Here is a 16,739-nt window from a genome sequence, read left to right as displayed (position 1 = left end):
GAGCACTTCGCATTGGAGCCGTTCGAAGTGCTCGCCGAGCGGGCGGACGAGTTCGGGCGACGACCAGCACCTCGACACCGGCCATGATCGGCTCTTGCAGCACCTCGAACTCACCGCTGACCGTCGTCCAGAACCAGCCGCCCTCGGTAGCGAGGGTCTGCAGCAGGTCGCCGGCCCGGCGCTGCCACCATGCGCGTGGCCGTGGATGTCGACAGCGGCGAGCTCGCGCCGTCGGTGAGGCCACGCACCGCGCTCTCGTGACGGGCCTGAAGGCGGGGATGGTTGCGGATGCGGTCGGCCGATCCGGCCGGCCCTGTCCCCACCACCACGCCGGCGACGGGCCCAGCGGTCAACGAAGCCGCGTTGAAGACGAGCCGCTTGGCGCCGTGGCAGGCGTGGTACGGGCCCCAATCTATTGAGGTTACGGATGGTAGTGAGGTGGTAGCGCTGGCCGGGAACCTGTACGTGCTCGAGCCGTCGAACCATCGGAAGGGTCCGAAACACAGATGCGAAGACTACTCACAGGTCTAGCGATCGCCGTTCTTGCCACAGTTGCGGCCAGCGCATTTTCAAGCATTTCTTTCGCCAGTGAGGCACCCGATCCCGTGTTCATCCAGAGCCCGACCTTCTCCCGTTGAGCATGGGACACGAGAGGCCGCACGCCGACACACCGAAGTGGAAAGCGTTCCAGTTGTGGACAGGAATTCTCTGTGGCGCGCTGGCGCTGTCCGTGACCAGCCAAGTAATCGTAAGCTCAACACGAGGCGACGTTCGGGATCGGGCCACCGTCATCCAGCGCACCTGGCCACAGGAATGGTCGTTCTTCTCACGTTATCGTGACGCGCCGATAATTCGCGCGTACCGGAACACCGGTGGCGCGTCCACGGTGAACCTCACGGCACGCGCCGAAAGTGTGGGCGACGCCGGAGGGTTTCGCAGACTTTGGATGTCGCAACTGATCGAACGGGGCTATCTTGCCCGGTCGGTCCCCGCGCAGGCATGGACCACCTGCCGATCGCATGGCTTGGAGTGTGTGCGAAGCGCATCAACCCGGGAGACGTTCGAAGTAGAGAACAGCGTCACTCATCGGACCCTCTGCGGCGACATGATCCTGCTGAGGTCCCCTTCGGTCGAACGTGCGTTTCGGCGCGATCTCGCGCTTCCCGCCGATCCGTCGGGCGCGCTGGAAGTCGCGCGAGTACAGGTGATCTGTGGAAGCTGAGCCGTTGACCCGCCTTCGCGCTTGGGCGACAAGCCTCTCGCCGATCGATCGATACGTGCAGGCAGGTCGCTCGGTCCTGGCGGCCGCACAGATCTGCAATCTGGTCTTCATCACCGATGACGTGGCATTCACCGCAGCGGAGCGACCGGCAGGTCCATGCGCGTCCAACTGGCTGTCGATCTGGTGCGCCGACATGTCGGTCACGGGCGGGACCGGGCTCGCCCGAGCCCTGTCGCTGATCACTCTGGCGGCAGTCATGCTTGGATTCAAGGCTCGGTTGACCTGCATACCTCACTTTGTGGTGACCTTGAGTATCGCCCTCGCCTTCACGGTGAACACCGGCGGCGAACGAGTAGCCACGATCGTTACCGCATTACTGATACCCATATGCCTCTCAGACGACCGATCATGGGCATGGGCCGCGGCGCCCCACCCCCGGCCTGCGAGGCGAGAGGACGGCGCCGCGGCGGCAGCAATTCTGACTATTCGGATACAGCTGGCCGTTGTCTACATCGTCGCGTCGCTGACTAAGGTCGTCACGCCCGGATGGGGGACGGGCGGGTGGATCCAGTCGGTACTCCTGGATCCCACTTTCGGGATGCCCTCGATGATTCTGACGCCTCTTCTTCCCCTGGTCGAGAACCACCTCGTCATGACATTCATCGAAGTAGGGGTCGTCGCTGCTGAATTGATCATCGCAGCCGGCATCTGCGGGAATCGAAGAATGCGATTGCTGGCCCTGATGCTCGGGCTGGCCCTGCACTCGTCAATCGGGGTTCTCATGGGTCTTCCCGCGTTCAGCCTGGCTATGCTGGGCAGCCTTCTGGTGGCGTGCGCCGGATCTCGTCAAGATACGCGCTCTCGTGTTGCGGCATCCCAGCTGATGTCGGCTGAAGAAGCACAGTAGAAGCAGGTACTCACGTTCGACAGGTGCCGGGCGATGCTGACGCTGACGACGGCGTCGGTGACGCCGGCCAGGTCGGATCGAGTCAGGATCTCTACCCTTTCTTCGTCATCTCCCCGGCGAACAGCCACGTGCGCGAGGCCGAGGACAGCACGTCCCAGCAAATTGATGAATCCTCCGGTCTCGGCCGCGCGGCTCGCCTCGTTCAGCAATTCGACGGCACGATCAGGTTCCCCTGCCGCCAGAAATGCCTCGCCCAGCACCAGAAGCGCCTCGCACTCGACCTCGACCGACGAGTAGGTCCTGGTGAGTGCCAACGCCGCACGCCCGGAGCGTATCGCCCGGACATGGTCACCACTCCGCCGAGCCGCGCCCGAGTCGCCGCACGATGCGGCGGCCTGAAAGACCGGGAGATTCAAGTTCTCAGCCAAGCCGAGGCTCTTCCCGAAGTACTCCAGCGCCTCCTCGGTGCGATCTGTCAGGGCCAGCGTGTAGCCGAGATGGAGTGCGATGACCAGCTCGACGTGTTCGCCCCCACCTGACATCTGCTCGGCTCGGCGTAGATGCTGATATGAATCATCAAAATTTCCGAGTTGCCGAGCAACGACCGCAAGGTTTACCAGTGTCCCGCGCGCGGATTCCTTATCGCCTGCACGCTCGGCATGGGCGATGGCACGCTCAAAGACCTCGGCGGCGAGTCCGAGTTGACCGCTGTTGAGATGCATGACGCCCAGGTCGGAGAGCTGGAATGCCAGCCAGTCGCTGCGCCCGAGCCTCTCCGACAAGCCGATGGCAAGGCCGAAGGCCCGGAGGGCTTCTTGCGTGTCCGCCCGTTCACGACTGGCTACAGCTAGTCCCGAGCTGGCGATCGCCTCCCCGATCTCATCGCCACACGCCTGCGCCGAACGAACCGCGAGCCGGAACAGATTGGCGGCGTCGCCGCCATAGTTTCGTGCGGAAAACAGTGGTTGGAGGGCGCAGATCAAGCGCCAGACACGATCGTGGAGCCCCAACCTCTCAGCAGCCGTGATGGCCGCCGCAAAAGCCGGGTACGCCTCGATGGCCTTGGCCAGATCGGCCTTTCCGTCTCGCGACGCCTCCGGGTCGCGGCTTATTCCGAAATATGCGAACTCCGCCTTGGCGAGCGGGCCCAGCGTCGCCACCGCCAGCTGAAGATAGTGGTCTATCAGGCGTACCGTCGCCGACGTTCGCTCCTCGTCGGTGTCGTGCCGATCCGAGAGCCGGCGAGCCGCGTCCCGCATCAGATCGTGGATCTCGTAGCAACCGGACTCGTTCTGGCTGAGAACACTGGCGTCGAACAGACCGTTGAGGTCGTCCTCCACAGAACCGACCTCGTCACCCACCAAGGCGGCGCACGACGTGGGACCGAACACGGCCGCAAAATGCACGCTCAGGAGACGGAACAGCCGTTGCTGAGCCTCCGTCAGATGCGGATACGACACCTCGAGCGCAGCGAACACATTTCTGTCGCCCGCGATGAGCACACGCTCTCGTGAGCGCTGGTCACTCAGCCGGCGTCCGAGCTCGGCGAGCGTCCATCCTCGTTTGTCCTTGAAGCGAACCGCGGCAATGCGGATGGCCAACGGCAGACGCCCGCAAAGGTCCACGACCCTTTCGACCTCGCCCAAGTCATCGCAGCGCTCTCGGCCGTTGATTCGCAGAAACAGCGTCACGGCCTCCGCGGGGTCGAGAACATCGAGGGCAAGAGAATGCGAGCCGTCGATGTTTCCCAGCCGCAGCCGGCTCGTCATGATGACCAGGTTGCCGGGTGAACCCGGCAACAGGGGGCGAACCTGCTCCGCGGACGCGACATTGTCGAGGAGAAGCAGACATCGCTTACCCGCGAGTTGAGCACGCCAGGTGGCCGATGCCGCATCGGTGTCTCTGGGGATCGACTCGATGGGCAGACCGGCCTGCGACAGCAGGTTCAACAGCGCTCTCCGGGCGGTTATCGGCTCCAGGCCGGGAGTGAAGCCGTTGAGGTTGATGAAGTATTGGCCGTCCGGGTAGTCGGCCTTCAGGTCATGCGCCAGGCGTACCGCGAGTGTGGTTTTCCCGATGCCGCCCATTCCACTGAGCGCCGAGATGGCCAAAGCGGTGGCCGAGGATTCGGCGCACACGCGTTTGAGGATGCGAAGCTGCGCTTCCCGGCCGATGAAACTTCCGGTCGAGGCGGGGAGTGAGTCCGGCGAGGTTGTCGCGGAGGAGACCGCAGGCCGCCGGTCTTGATAAGGCTCCCTGTCCGAGGTGGGCTGTCCTCGGAGAATCGCTCGGTGCAGGGCTTTGAGTTCGTCGCCCGGGTCGACGCCCAGCTCGGCCGCGAGATATCGGCGGCACTCCTCGTAGGCCATCAACGCGTCCGCTTGGCGGCCGTCGGCGACGAGCGCCTCCATCAGCAGCAGATGGGACGATTCTCGCAGCGGATTCCGGGAAACCAGCACACTGAGCTGGTTGCACAGATCCGAGTCGGAAGTACCCGATCGCAGCCGCAGCTTGGCGAGCTCCTCCCAGGCGCTCACATGCCGGAGAGTCAGTTCCCCCAGGGCCGGCGCCACGGGCGCCGCGTTCATCCCCTCGAACGCGTCACCATGCCAAAGCGCGACCGCCTCGGCGTACATCCGCACCGCCTCGGCGGTCTGGCCTGTATGAGCCAGCCGGGCCGCGGCCTCCACGATGGCGTTGAACCGCCACAGGTCTACTGCCTTCGTCGGTGCGTCGACCATGTAACCGGTGCCGTCGAAGACCAGGTCGATGTCCGGGATTGCCGCGAGGTCCTGCCTCAGAAGCCGTACGGTGTTGTGGATCTGCTGGCGTGCTGAGTTCGGCGGCCGCTCCCAGAGCGCTTCTGTGAGCTGCCCGCTGGTGACGCGACGCCCCGGCGCAAGGATCAACATCGACAGCATTGTGAGTTTGCGATGACCGGCGATCCGTACCGAGCCGGAGCGACCCTCAAGCCGCAACGGACCCAGCACCCGGATCGATGGAACTCCGGTGAACATGATTCTCCCCGATTGCTCCTGCCTCCACTGGATCATCGCCCTTGTCGAACATGCTAGCTTCGATCAACCGTCGCCGATACCACGGCGGCCGACCTCAGCAGCCCCATGGCACTGGCTCCGCTGCGCCGAGCGCATGAACCGCCTCGGCGGCTCATCGAAGGGGTAGGAAGTGTCCTTGTTCGTGGACGAGATCGGGCCGGGCAAGGGGCCCTTCTTGGTACTGCTTCACGGGGCGGGCGAGAGTCACGTGATGTGGGGCCCACAGCGTGAGGCGCTCAGTGGCCGATTCCAGCTTCTTCTGCCCGATCTTCCGGGATATGGCCGATCGCCCGGACCTTTCTCACTCGACGCAGCGGCCGACGCTCTCCACGCCGTTACCCGCAAACGGCCGGTTCACGTCTGTGGGCTGTCGGCAGGTGCCATGGTCGCGCTGCGCTGGGCCGCTCGCTATCCCGGGGATATCGCCAGCCTGATGCTGTCCGGCGTGCAAGTGCGCCCGCCCCGGCTGATCACGGGCCTGCAGACGGCGATGATGCGCCTGATGCCGACACGCAGCTTCGAGGAGGACGGCGTGACGAAGCCGCAACTGCTGCAGGTGATGGGACAGTTGCGGCGAGCCGACCTTCGATCCGACCTCGGGTTGGTGACAGCACGGACGCTAGTGACATGTGGCGCCGAGGACAGGTTGAACCTGGTCGCATCGCGGACGGCCGCCGCAGGAATTCCGAATGCCGAACTCAGAATCATTCCGGAGGCAAAGCATCTCTGGAATCAGGATCTTCCCGAGCTGTTCAACCGTACGGTCATCGATTGGGTCCAGGCGCCGCCGGTCACTTCCGCCGGGACATGATGCGTACCGTCACAGCAAGGCATGCTGTGCACCACAGCCCGAGGACCAGGAAAGGCGTAACGCTGAGTCCGTGCGGTGACGCCATCATCGTCTCCCGTGTCGCCTGCGCCATGTACTGGAACGGCAAGAAGAGGTGCAGGTCCTGAAGCCAACCCGGCAGGCGCTCGGCGGGGAAGTCGATCGGGGAGAACATCAGGGCCACGAAGACGATCACCTGGGAGATCAAGCTGCTCACGGTCGGCGGCACCGCGTAGGCGAACGCATATCCGATGGAGATACTGGTAACCGTCACCAGGAGCAGCGCGAGAACGACGAGTGGACTCACGTCCAAGGCGAGATCGAAGCGCAAGGCCGCCACCACGAGCGACAACGCGATGCCGGGCAAGGCGATGAGCAGCCAGATGCTGACGTCCGCCGCCACCAGCGCCAGCCGCGGAACCGGCAGAGTACGGCTGTATTCGAAACTCCCGTCCCGCTTGGAATCGGCCACGACCTGAGGGGCCAGCACCATACCGACTGTGATCAGCCCCAGCGTCGCGGCCCCGGTGGAGAGATACAGGGCCGAGTTGGCGTCCACCTGAGGCAGCAGAAAGGCGAATCCGACGACGATGCCGACCGCGAGGAATGTTTGCACTACGACCATCAGCGGCGCCACGTACTTGAGCCGAATGAGCGTCCATTTCATCAGCAGCGTGTAGCTACGCAACCAGTGCATCCTCGCCTGCCTCCTCGGTCTGCGTGGTCAGCCCGACGTACACGTCCTCGAGACTCACCGGGTTGATGCTGAACTGTTCGATCGCGCCGGCGGCCATCTGAGCCTGCGCCCATGCCGCCGCACGGGCGGCATCCTCTGGTAGAAGACGCAGCGTCATGCGGTGCTCGGCATCGGACGGTGTCACGCTCGCCCACTCTTCGATCTGAAGTGCGGATCCGGTCGAGGGGGTGACCTCCAGGCACAGGCTGTGCGAGATCCCGGCCCGAAGCTCGGCCGGCGTGCCATGAGCAACCACTCGTCCCTGGTCGAGAACCACGGCACGGTCGACGACGCGCTCGGCCTCAGCGACGTTGTGTGTCACAACAAGAACGCCGTGTCCGGAGTCCGCCAGGGATCTGACCTGGTCCCACAGCAGCCGACGCCGGATCGGATCGACATCGTTGGTGGGCTCGTCGAGCAGTACGAGTTGACCGGGTACGACCACTGCCATGCAGAACGCGGTGAGCCGTCGCACGCCACCGGACAGATCGTCGGCGTTGGTCGTGGACCATCTCGCGATGTCCAAGGCGGAAAGCAGCTGCCGCGTCCGGGCGCGAACGGCGGGGCGGCGCCCGCCTCGAAGGCGTCCGATCATCTCGATGGCCTCGGCTGGTGTGACACCACTCAGCGGAGCTTGGGCCTGCAGTTGTGTCGAGCACGCCTGCCTGGCGAAGGCCGGGTCCGCGACCGGATCGCGGCCGGCCAGTTCGATCGCTCCACTTGTCGGCCGGATGAGCCCCACGATCTGGCCGATCAGCGTGGACTTGCCGGCCCCGTTGTGACCCAGCAGGCCAACTACCTCACCCGCCGCCACGCGGAGAGTGATGGCGTCGTTGGCTCGGATCGCGCCGCGGTACGTCTTGGTGAGCTCGACGGTTCGTAACAGCACTGGGATCCCCTGCCGGTCGAAGAGGTGTCTAGCCAACGGCTAGGTGGGTGCGGAGGAATTGACCGGCCGCGGCGTAGAAGCTCGCCACGTTCTCCCGCCGGGCGAAGATGTGCCCGTCGTCGGGAAAGACCAGCCGGTGGCACTCGATGCCCCGCCGGGACAGTGAATCCACGATTCGCTGCGTGGCCGTCACGGGTATCCGCGGGTCCTGAGCGCCGTCGGCGAGCATGACGGGCACCTCGATGCGGTCGGCCTGGGCGATCGGTGACATGCGATGGAGCTCGGCACGATCGGTCGCAGGGTCCCCGATGCGGCGATGAAGGTTCGACCGGGCCCCGTGCCAATGCGGAGGAAGCGTCTCGAGCATGGCGACGAGGTCGGTCGGCGCGGCCTGCGCGATGGCGCATCGAAACGGTTGTTGCGGCGCCGCGACCGCCATCAGAGCCGCATAGCCGCCGTACGACGCGCCCATGACCGCCACACGGTTCGGATCGGCCCAACCCTGCTCGACCGCGTAGGCCACGCCGTCGAGCAGATCATCGTTCATCGCCTTACCCCATTGCCTGTTACCGAGGTTGCGGAAGGCCTTTCCGGCGCCGGTGGATCCACGGAAGTTGACCTGAAGGCAGGCGAAGCCGAGGACAGAACTGATCCATTGAACGACCGGATTGAATTGCCACTCATCACGGCTCCACGGGCCGCCGTGCACCAGAAGTACAGTGGGCTGGGCCGTTCCCGCAGCTCCTGACGGAAGCGTCACGTACCCATTCAGCTCCAAGCCGTCGCGCGCGGCGAAGGTGAAGGGCCGCATCGGCGACATCCGCGCACTTTCCAACTCATCGTTGTGCGCGCCGACGTACCGCAGAGACTTCTCATGACGGTCGTAGCTGAAGTAGCGGATCGGATGTTCCGGCCGGTCGTAGGAGACGATCCAGTATCGATCGGAATCGGAGCGTTGGACGGATACGTTGTCGCCCTGGCGCAGCAGCGTGTCCACATGCGCAGCGATGCCGTTGCCCATGGCCCGGTAGATCGGCCTCTTGCCGCTGTAGACGACGACGTCCGGTGTGAAGCTGCGTGGTTCCAGCCAGACACCGGCGACATCCCGGCCCGGTTCCTCACTGAGCACGCGCAGCCGCCGCGCTGCGACGTCGTATCCGAGCAGCCGAACGTGGTCCGCGCCGACCGAACTGGAGAGGTAGAGCCATCCGCCGGTGCTGTCGAATCCGATGACGTCGGTACAGGTGGCATCATCCGGCTCGAGATCCAGTATCACCTCCATGGGCGCCGTCGCGTGCGGGCGATGCATGATCGTCGCGGATCCGTCGGCGTGGCTGCGGACGCCGCCACGGACAGTGAGATCGCGGTCGACGAGCCATCGAGCGAATCCGGACGGACCATCGATCTTCCAGATGCGACCGGATCGCAGATCACCGACATGCAGGCCGCGAAGCTGCGGGTTGCTTCCCGACAGCGACAGAACCGTGTGATCCGGGTGCCGGGCGTTGTGCTCGACGATCGTCGCCCGTACGCCCTCTCCGAGGGTGAAGCGCAGTTCGTCGCCGGTCTGCGGGTTCACGACATTCAAGCGCCAGATCTCGTCGCCGTCGCCATCCGTCATGTACAGAAGATGCCGGCCGCCGCAGCAGAAGAGGAAATCCTCGATGCGATCGTCCGTGAACGACGTAACCTGTCGTCGTTTCGATGGATCGCTGACATCTCCGACCCACAGGTTCAGCGCCTCAGCGCCACCGTGGGACAGATAAGCGATCGTTCGCCCGTCCGAGGCGATCCTCAGGTGAGCACGATCCGGACGCCGCATGAGAACGTCCTGAGACAGAGCGGCTATCCGATCGGCCGGGGCAGTCACCGCCCGGCCGTCGCGGCACGCAGGGACGCCGTCACGTCTTCGTACATCGAGAACATGTCGCCGGGATCGCCCGTCCCGCATGTGGGACATTCATCGCCGTACCGCGGCCACTCCCACAGATGCTCCCAACTGCCGGTCTCGTACTCGAGTTCGAGCTGGCGGCCCACCGACAACGCCGGAGAGTGCCCGGTCGTCATCCGAACGGCCTCGGCAACCATGAAAGAGGCCACTGTGGCGATGTGCGGAGCGAAGGCGATGGTCACATCGCCGGTGTCCTGATCCAGGATGGCGGACAGCTGAGACGCGAACAGCGGATCCTTACCCGCGTAGTAGATATGCAGGCAGTCCAGGCAGCCGGACTCCCCAGGGTGGACCGAGAACACACGTCCCCGGCTGACGAAGGATCCGCCACAAACATAGGGCACCCCCTGACTGACGCAGCCGGCGTTCACCCGCCGCTGGGCAACGAACGGCGGCTCATCGATCGCGCAGATGGCGATGTCCGCGCCCCCGACGATGTCGGCCACGTCCCTCGCCGACTCGATCTTCTTCGTGATGGTCGAGACAGCGACGGTCGAGTTGGCCTGACGCATGCGCCGCTGCGCCACATCGGCCTTGAACTGGCCGACGTCCTGTTCGGCGTACATAAGCTGACGGTTCAGGTTGGAGAGCTCGACACGGTCGTAATCGACGGCCACAATCTCCCCGAACCCGGCGGCGACAAGCAAGGGGAGAGCGTACGAGCCTCCACCGCCCAGTCCGAAAAGCACGACCTTTGACTCACGGAGCTTCTCCTGAGCCGCCGCGCGAGACTCGGCGATTGTCGCGTAGTGACTGAAATAGTTCACGTTGCCGAGGTATCGGGTGAGGCTCGGATCGGTTTCGTAGGGAGTCGGTTCGGCGCCTTCGAGCAGGCCCCGGCCGGCGAGCTGCCGAATTGCCTCGAGCATGTCGGCGTCGGTCAACTGCGGGAATCTCTGCCGCATCTGCTCCAGTACGGCGGCGATGGTCCGGTCGCCGCCGAGCAGGTCAACGAGCGCTCGCATCTGACCATGGGGATCGTCGATGTCGACGGTGATGCCACGCTGCGCCCCGATTCTGAACAGCCGATCGGTGACTGAATAGACTGGATAAATCGGCTTGACGCGAAGCTTCGCGTCAAGGGCGATGGGCTCCATGAAATCTCCTTCAAGGATGACTGAGGGCCCGGCGAATGCCGGGCCCTCAAATTTGCGACTTCATGTCTTCGATGCGGAAGCCGGGGGCCGGCCCCCACACCGCGAAATCGCTGGTGCTGCTTTCTTCATCGCCAGACGGCTCAGAAGACGGCCCACTTGACGCCGAAGTCCGGCTCGTCGTTCGTGATGATGGTGTACGTCATTGTTGTCACCCCCGCTCGGAAAGAAGGCGGCAGATTCCGATTTCTTCTCGGTGAGATGCGGTGCCTGCCGTCGTGAGAAAAGCTTCGCAAGCGGGGCTACCAAGGCCCTAACTCGAATTGATTAGGGCTCTACCACGGGAGACGCCTGATGTACCGGTCCGTAAGAGAACGGTAAGCGCCGAGGCCTGGCCCGGACGGCCGTTCTGGGGTTGACTCGAAGCTGTGATCCGCAGACGGCTCTCGAAGCCCTTCACCTGGACCGTCATAGCGCTGTTCGGCATCGGCGGTGCCGGGGCCCTGTACTGGTTCCAGCCGTGGCGGCTGTTCACCGACACGACCGTGACCGACACGCTGTCCGTCGAGGCTTCCGCCGCCCCGCCCACCGCCGCCCCGCCCACCGCGGCGTCCGCATCCGTGCCCGTACCGGCGGCGACGGTGCTCAAGCAAGGCACCTTCGTCACTCATGAGCACGACACCACCGGCACCGCCCGGGTGGTGCGCACCGCGGACGGCCGCCAACAACTCGAGCTGATCGGCCTCGACACCTCCGACGGGCCCGATCTGCGGGTGTGGTTGTCCGACCGGGCGGTACGCACGGGCGCGGACGGCTGGCGCGTCTTCGACGACGGCGCCTACGCGGAACTGGGACGGCTCAAGGGCAATCACGGCGACCAGGTCTACCGTCTGCCCGCCACCGTCGACCCGAACGACTTCCGCAGCGTCAGCATCTGGTGCAAACGCTTCTCCGTGTCGTTCGGCGCGGCCGCCCTGGCCTGAACGCGATCAGGTCAACACGCCGGTGAGGTGCCCGGTCCAGCCGTCCAGGATGCGCTGCGAATCGGCGCCGAGCACGCCGTCCAGCAGGGTGGCGTACACATCGCGGAAGTCCACCGTGTACTTCAGGTCGCCGTCGTCGAGGTCGGTGAGGCTGGGCGGCTCGCCGTGCAGGCCGCCGCGGACGCCGTCGCCGAGCAGGAAGACGTCGGAGGCGGTGCCGTGGTCGGTGCCGTCGGAGGCGTTGGCGTGGACCCGGCGGCCGAACTCGGAGTAGACCGCGACCACGACCCCCTTGCCGGCCATCCGCCGTGTGAAGGCGGCCAGGGGCTCGTCGAGCTTGGCCAGCTGCGCCTGCTGCGCGTCCTTGCCGTCGGCGTGCAGGTCGAACCCGCCCATCGACACCGAGTAGACGCGCGTCGCCGCTCCGGCCTCGACCGACCGGGCGACCAGCGCCAGCTGCTGGTCCAGCGGTGGGGCGGCGCCGCCGGTGGCCGTGGCCGGCGGGTCACCGTCGTCGGCGTCCACCTCGGCCGTGCCCTCGCGAATCTGTTTCATGAGGTCCTGTACGCGCATCAGGTCGGCGAAGCAGGAAGCGGCGCGGGCCTGAGCCGGCGACTCGCCGGGCACGGGAAGGCCGAGTTCGGACACCACGGACGGGGCCACGCCGCCCGGCAGGGACAGCACCCCACCCGGCACCGTCGCGCCGGCCGAGGTGGCGCCGGCCAGCAGTGGGGGCAGCACCGGCTCGAACGACACGGCCAGGCGCGGGTCACCGCCCGCCGTGTCCAGCCAGCGGCCCAGCCAGCCGGTGGTGCCGGGACGGCCGGGCTGCGCGCTCTGCCAGATGTCCATCGACTGGAAGTGGCTGCGGTTGGGCTTCGGGTAGCCGACGCCTCGTACCACCGCCAGCCGGCCGTCGTGGTAGAGCTGGTGCAGGCCCCGCAGGCCGGGGTTGAGGGCGAAGCCGTCCTCGAGCGGCAACAGGGCTTCCGGCTCGTACGTCATGCCGGGCCGCGCCGCGGCGTAGGCCGGATCCCCGTACGGGATGACGGTGTTGAGCCCGTCGTTGCCGCCGTAGAGCGTGATCAGGACGAGGGTGCCGGCCCCCGGATCGCGGTCGCCGGCGGTGGCGAGGAGGTCGCGCAGTCCGAAGGCGGTGGCCCCCGCGGCCATGGCGGCGCCGCCGGTGACACCGCTGGCGACGAGGAACCGGCGCCGGGTGATGCTGTCCATGTCCGTGCTCTCCTGACGCTCAGTGGACGGCGTACTCGGGGCTGGCCAGCCCCAGCGCGAGCAGCCGGCGCGGATCCTTGACGCCGCTCAGCGCGGCCCGGGTGCGGTCGGACCAGCCATCCACGACCAGTAGCGAGGCCAGCGCCTCGACGCGGTCGGTGCCGGTGAGACGTTCCACCGCCGCCGGGGTCAGCGCGACGAGCAGCTGACCGGCCTTGAGCCGGGCCATGGCCGACGAGGTGGTGAGCCACGCCATGCCCGCCGGCCAGCCGCCCACCGACGGCGGCGACATCGGCACCTGGCCCAGCGCCCGCAGCACGCCGATCAGGCGCTGCTGTTCGGCGGTCTCCAGCTCACCGACGCGCAGGCCGAGCTGCCGTATCGCGCCGATCAGCCATTCGACCGGCTGTTTGACCAGCGTGCCGGCGGTGGCCGGGAACTCGGGGGCGCGGCACACCGCCTCGAGCAGCGCGGTCGTGTTGCGCCCGGCGGCCGCGACCGAGGACGGCACGGGTGCGGTGTCCGAGGCGTAGCGGGACCAGAGCCTCCCGGCCAGATACGGCACGTGCGCCGGGTGGCGGACCAGGGCATCGGCGTACGAGTCGAGGTCGAACGTCCCGGTCCGGCCGAGCAGGGTGACGGGCCGGTCGTCGTGCCGCTTCGCCGTCAGGCGCGCGGCGCCGGTGGCCCGGTCGACCTGCCAGCCGGTCAGCACCCGGGCCGCGGCCTTCACGTCCGCCTCCGAGTACGCCCCCACGCCGAGCGTGAACAGCTCCATGACTTCGCGGGCGAGATTCTCGTTGGGGGCTTTACGCGTGTTCCGCTGCCCGTCCAGCCAGACGATCAGGGCGGGATCGCGCAGCATCGCCCGGACCAGCGGCCCGGTGTCCCCGGCGCCGTACCGTCGCAGGGTCGCCTGCTGGCCCAGCATCAGCTGGGCCGAGCGCACCTTGCGGACGCTGGTGGCCCAGTGCCCGTGCCAGAAGAACGTCAGCTTCTCGGCCGCACCGCCGCCGGCGAGCCGGCCCAGCCACCAGCGGACCGCTGTCGCGACCTGATCGCGCTGCTGCTTGCGGGCCTCCTGCCGCTGCTCACGCGTGGCCCCGGTGGCCAGTTTCGCCACCGGGTCGGCGCCCAGGCCGACGGCGGTCATGGCGGCGGCCGGGCGCAGCAGGGACGCCAGCGTGGCGTCGAGCCCGGCCCGCATGGCCGCGTCCACTTCGGCCGCCGTGGGGCCGAACGTCAGCCGGCGGAGCAGATGCGACATCTGACGACGGTCGTTCATGGCGCCGACGCTAGGCAGCCGTTGTAAGCGTCCGGTAAAGACCCGATCTGGCTTTCGTCAGCGCGTCCGGGGCCGGCCCGGGATCGCCGTCATCTCCGGCGGCTCCAGCGCAACGGGCCGGGATGGACGGTCCACCAGAGGCGTCGCCACCAGGACCGGCGTGCCCGCAGAGCGTCGACGTAGGCGACGGCCTGACCGCCGGCCCGGGCCGCTTGACCGTCGTCGGCTGATCCGGGGGCGAAGCCCACCGTGTTGATGCCGGCAACCAGGTCGCCGAGCGGCGGCAGCCCGGCATCACTTTCGGCGTACGCGGCGGCTTCCGTCGCCGCCAGATGTGGCGGCACCGGGCGGCCGGCCAGGCGGAGCGCGTCCGTGAACTCCGACCAGGCGCCCGTGATCCGGTCGTCCGGAGTGCCGGCGCTCAGGCGCCGCCGGCGCAGTGACTGCCGCATCAGCACGATCGCGCCGGCCGCGGCGGCCAGCAGGAGCAGCACCGAGCCGGAGGCTCCCCCGGCGACCACCGCGGCCGACGGGCCGGGGCCGGGCGGCGCCGCCATGACGGTCGGCGGGGCCGAGCTGGGCGGCGTCTCGGACGGCGCCGACGGCGGGGCGGGCGGTGTCGTCGGCGGGGCGGGCTTCGGCCGGAAGTCCTCCTCGACCGGCCGCGGGTCCTTGCTCTTGGGCATCGGGTCGAACGCCACCCAGCCCAGGCGATCGAACAGCACTTCCGGCCAGGCGATCGCATTGCCCGCGCTGACCGTGCCGCCCGCGGCCGGCGCGTCGAAGCCGACCACCACCCGGCTCGGCAGCCCGGTGATCCGGGCGAGCAACGCGAACGACGCCGCGAACTGCTCCGACGTGCCGGCCTGCCCACCCTGCTGACGCGGCCCGAAGAGGAAGAACTTGAGATTGGGGTACGCGTGTCCGCTCGGCGCGTCGGCGACCCGCCGATAGTGCTCGGCGATGAACTCCTGGATCGCCATGGCCCGGTCGTACGCGGCCCCGTTGTCCTGGGCGAGCTCGTCGGCCAGCCGCTGAATCTCGTCGGGCACGCCGGCCCCGACGGTCAGATAGCGCGCGACCGCGTCCCCCGAGGGCGTCTCGGCCGTGGGTAACAGGTTGAGGTCGGGCGTCTGCAGCTCCGACGTGACCGAATACGTCAACCCGGGGCTGAGCCGGTCGGGCCCGATCAGCGTCCCGGTCGCCGCGTCGAAGGCGACCCGCGCCCCCGCAACCTCGGTCGGCGTCGGCACGACCGGCAGCAGCCGCCCCGCGAGCCCGTCGATCGTGACGTCCTGGCGCACCCGGGCCACAGTGGTGTCGGGCGGCCGCTGCAGAACCGGAAGCACCCGCCCGGCATTGCGGTAGGTCGCGCCGACCCGCCACGTCACGCCGTCATAGTCGGGCAACACGGCCAACCGCAGCCGTACGACCTTGCCCTTGGCCCCGGCAGCGGGTGACACCTTGAGCAGCGGATCGCGCGGCCGCAGAGCCCACCCGGAGATCCGGTTGAGCGGACTCTCGTCGAGGCTGTCCACCTGTGGCGGCTCGACATAGCGACGCGGATCGACCGGCGTGGCACCCACCCGCCCGCCGATCCACGGCCCGACGGCCGCGATGAGTCCGAGAACGATCACCAGGGCGGCCGCCGCGCTCGCCCGCACCCGAACGCCCTGGACCGCCTCCAAGGTGGGCTGGCCGACGGCACGGGCGCTGGCGGCCAGCGCACCCACGGCAAGCCCCGCGAAGACAAGCGTCGTCCAGCGCGCCGTGTCCGCGTTCGGCCCGACCACGTAGAGCGCCCCCGCGTACAGCGCCGTAGCCGGCAGCAGCCCCAGAAGCACCCGCCCGGCCCGCACCGCGATCTCGGTCCCCGCCAGTCCGGCCAGCCAGGCCGCGATCACCGGCACAACCACGGTGTCCGGCGTGGCCTCCACGGGAATCAGCGCCGTGAGCAGCCGCGGAATCCCGTTCACGAGCGAGTCGCGCGCAATCTCGGTCAGCGTCCCCGCCGTCTCAGCCCGATCCGCCGAGATCTTCAAGGCGAGAACGGTGTACGCCGCCAGCAGCACCGCCGAAAGCGGCGCCACCACCCAGTTGGGCAGCCGCCGAGCCGCCAGCCCGACCCCCACCGACCCGGCCGCCGCCCCCGCCACCAGCTGAGTCAGAAGCGCCCCCGCGAAGATCCGCCCCAACACCACCCCGGACAGAGCAACCATCCCCGCCAGCGCCAGAGCCACCACCCCAGCCCGAACCCACCTAGTCATGCCCGCGCCTCGCCCGCACCCCCGCCGGCCCGCGCCGCGCCGCCTCACCCCGGATCCCCGCCGGCCCTCGCCGCGCCGCCTCACCCCGGGTCCCCGTCAGCCCTCGCCGCAACCTCCAGCCCCATACCGCCGCCGCTCCTCGCCGCGCCTCCTCACGCAGTGCCCCCGCCCGCCCTCGCCGCCGCGCCTCGCCCCGTGACCCCGGCAGCGCTCCCCGCGCCCCCGCCGCTCCGCGCCACGCCGCCCCGCCCCGAACCTCCGCCAGTCCTCGCCGACGCGCCTCGACC

12 protein-coding genes are annotated in these 16,739 nt (G+C 67.8%); 4 read left to right on the top strand and 8 right to left on the bottom strand.

Features of this window, described 5'->3' with window-relative positions; genetic code table 11:
• Positions 1-640: 640 nt before the first annotated feature.
• Both ACGFJ7_RS27865 and ACGFJ7_RS27860 read left to right on the top strand, forming a co-directional pair.
• Positions 641-1,222 carry a hypothetical protein gene (locus tag ACGFJ7_RS27865; protein WP_392644849.1) on the top strand — a complete coding sequence of 194 codons (582 nt, stop codon included), beginning with the start codon at positions 641-643 and terminating at the stop codon, positions 1,220-1,222.
• Positions 1,212-2,129 carry a hypothetical protein gene (locus ACGFJ7_RS27860; protein WP_392644604.1) on the top strand — a complete coding sequence of 306 codons (918 nt, stop codon included), beginning with the start codon at positions 1,212-1,214 and terminating at the stop codon, positions 2,127-2,129. Before ACGFJ7_RS27865 ends, ACGFJ7_RS27860 begins: the two co-directional genes overlap by 11 nt.
• Here ACGFJ7_RS27860 and ACGFJ7_RS27855 read toward each other — a convergent pair.
• The gene (locus tag ACGFJ7_RS27855; RefSeq protein ID WP_360255459.1) at positions 2,069-5,146 is read right to left on the bottom strand and encodes a BTAD domain-containing putative transcriptional regulator; all 3,078 of its coding nucleotides are present in this window, start codon (positions 5,144-5,146) and stop codon (positions 2,069-2,071) included. The two genes, ACGFJ7_RS27860 and ACGFJ7_RS27855, sit on opposite strands and share 61 nt — an antisense overlap.
• A 181-nt stretch (positions 5,147-5,327) precedes the next feature.
• Here ACGFJ7_RS27855 and ACGFJ7_RS27850 point away from each other — a divergent pair, with 181 nt between their 5' ends.
• On the top strand, positions 5,328-5,996 hold the full coding sequence (locus ACGFJ7_RS27850; RefSeq protein WP_360255523.1) for an alpha/beta hydrolase: 669 nt from the start codon (positions 5,328-5,330) through the stop codon (positions 5,994-5,996).
• Here the strand turns inward: ACGFJ7_RS27850 and ACGFJ7_RS27845 are convergent.
• From ACGFJ7_RS27845 to ACGFJ7_RS27830, 4 genes are read right to left on the bottom strand one after another with little or no spacing between them, the layout of a single operon-like run.
• Positions 5,977-6,711 (bottom strand): ABC transporter permease, encoded by a 735-nt coding sequence (locus tag ACGFJ7_RS27845; RefSeq protein ID WP_360255461.1) that lies wholly within the window; start codon positions 6,709-6,711, stop codon positions 5,977-5,979. The two genes, ACGFJ7_RS27850 and ACGFJ7_RS27845, sit on opposite strands and share 20 nt — an antisense overlap.
• The gene (locus tag ACGFJ7_RS27840; protein WP_392644601.1) at positions 6,695-7,639 is read right to left on the bottom strand and encodes an ABC transporter ATP-binding protein; all 945 of its coding nucleotides are present in this window, start codon (positions 7,637-7,639) and stop codon (positions 6,695-6,697) included. Before ACGFJ7_RS27840 ends, ACGFJ7_RS27845 begins: the two co-directional genes overlap by 17 nt.
• Positions 7,640-7,667: 28 nt before the next feature.
• Positions 7,668-9,461 carry an alpha/beta hydrolase family protein gene (locus ACGFJ7_RS27835; protein ID WP_392644600.1) on the bottom strand — a complete coding sequence of 598 codons (1,794 nt, stop codon included), beginning with the start codon at positions 9,459-9,461 and terminating at the stop codon, positions 7,668-7,670.
• A 44-nt stretch (positions 9,462-9,505) separates the two neighbouring features.
• A complete protein-coding gene (locus tag ACGFJ7_RS27830; RefSeq protein WP_392644598.1) occupies positions 9,506-10,687 on the bottom strand; it encodes a HesA/MoeB/ThiF family protein in 1,182 nt (393 codons plus the stop codon).
• Between the two features lie 425 nt (positions 10,688-11,112).
• On the opposite strand from ACGFJ7_RS27830, the gene ACGFJ7_RS27825 reads away from it, so the two are divergent.
• Positions 11,113-11,667 carry a DM13 domain-containing protein gene (locus tag ACGFJ7_RS27825; RefSeq protein WP_392644596.1) on the top strand — a complete coding sequence of 185 codons (555 nt, stop codon included), beginning with the start codon at positions 11,113-11,115 and terminating at the stop codon, positions 11,665-11,667.
• A gap of 6 nt (positions 11,668-11,673) precedes the next feature.
• Here the strand turns inward: ACGFJ7_RS27825 and ACGFJ7_RS27820 are convergent, their stop codons facing one another.
• The 3 genes from ACGFJ7_RS27820 to ACGFJ7_RS27810 all read right to left on the bottom strand — a co-directional run bounded on the left by ACGFJ7_RS27820 (position 11,674) and on the right by ACGFJ7_RS27810 (position 16,452).
• Entirely contained in the window at positions 11,674-12,900 is a 1,227-nt protein-coding gene (locus ACGFJ7_RS27820) for a DUF1501 domain-containing protein (RefSeq protein WP_360255468.1), read from the bottom strand.
• 19 nt (positions 12,901-12,919) lie between these two features.
• Positions 12,920-14,185, bottom strand: a complete 1,266-nt coding sequence (locus ACGFJ7_RS27815; RefSeq protein ID WP_360255470.1) for a DUF1800 domain-containing protein — start codon at positions 14,183-14,185, stop codon at positions 12,920-12,922.
• An 89-nt stretch (positions 14,186-14,274) separates the two neighbouring features.
• Positions 14,275-16,452: a DUF3488 and transglutaminase-like domain-containing protein gene (locus tag ACGFJ7_RS27810; RefSeq protein ID WP_392644594.1), complete on the bottom strand. Its 2,178-nt coding sequence runs from the start codon at positions 16,450-16,452 to the stop codon at positions 14,275-14,277.
• Positions 16,453-16,739: the final 287 nt, after the last annotated feature.

The organism is Actinoplanes sp. NPDC048988 (assembly GCF_043197815.1).
Taxonomy (GTDB): domain Bacteria; phylum Actinomycetota; class Actinomycetes; order Mycobacteriales; family Micromonosporaceae; genus Actinoplanes.
The sequence above is the reverse complement of the archived record's forward strand: the minus strand, read 5'-3'. Positions and strand labels throughout refer to the sequence as shown.

Excerpts from the sequence above, each read along its gene's own strand:
- ACGFJ7_RS27865 (WP_392644849.1), top strand. The coding sequence starts at position 641 with ATGGGACACGAGAGGCCGCACGCCGACACACCGAAGTGGAAAGCGTTC.
- ACGFJ7_RS27855 (WP_360255459.1), bottom strand. The coding sequence starts at position 5,146 with ATGTTCACCGGAGTTCCATCGATCCGGGTGCTGGGTCCGTTGCGGCTT.
- ACGFJ7_RS27845 (WP_360255461.1), bottom strand. The coding sequence starts at position 6,711 with ATGCACTGGTTGCGTAGCTACACGCTGCTGATGAAATGGACGCTCATT.
- ACGFJ7_RS27835 (WP_392644600.1), bottom strand. The coding sequence starts at position 9,461 with ATGCGGCGTCCGGATCGTGCTCACCTGAGGATCGCCTCGGACGGGCGA.
- ACGFJ7_RS27830 (WP_392644598.1), bottom strand. The coding sequence starts at position 10,687 with ATGGAGCCCATCGCCCTTGACGCGAAGCTTCGCGTCAAGCCGATTTAT.
- ACGFJ7_RS27820 (WP_360255468.1), bottom strand. The coding sequence starts at position 12,900 with ATGGACAGCATCACCCGGCGCCGGTTCCTCGTCGCCAGCGGTGTCACC.
- ACGFJ7_RS27815 (WP_360255470.1), bottom strand. The coding sequence starts at position 14,185 with ATGAACGACCGTCGTCAGATGTCGCATCTGCTCCGCCGGCTGACGTTC.
- ACGFJ7_RS27810 (WP_392644594.1), bottom strand. The coding sequence starts at position 16,452 with ATGACTAGGTGGGTTCGGGCTGGGGTGGTGGCTCTGGCGCTGGCGGGG.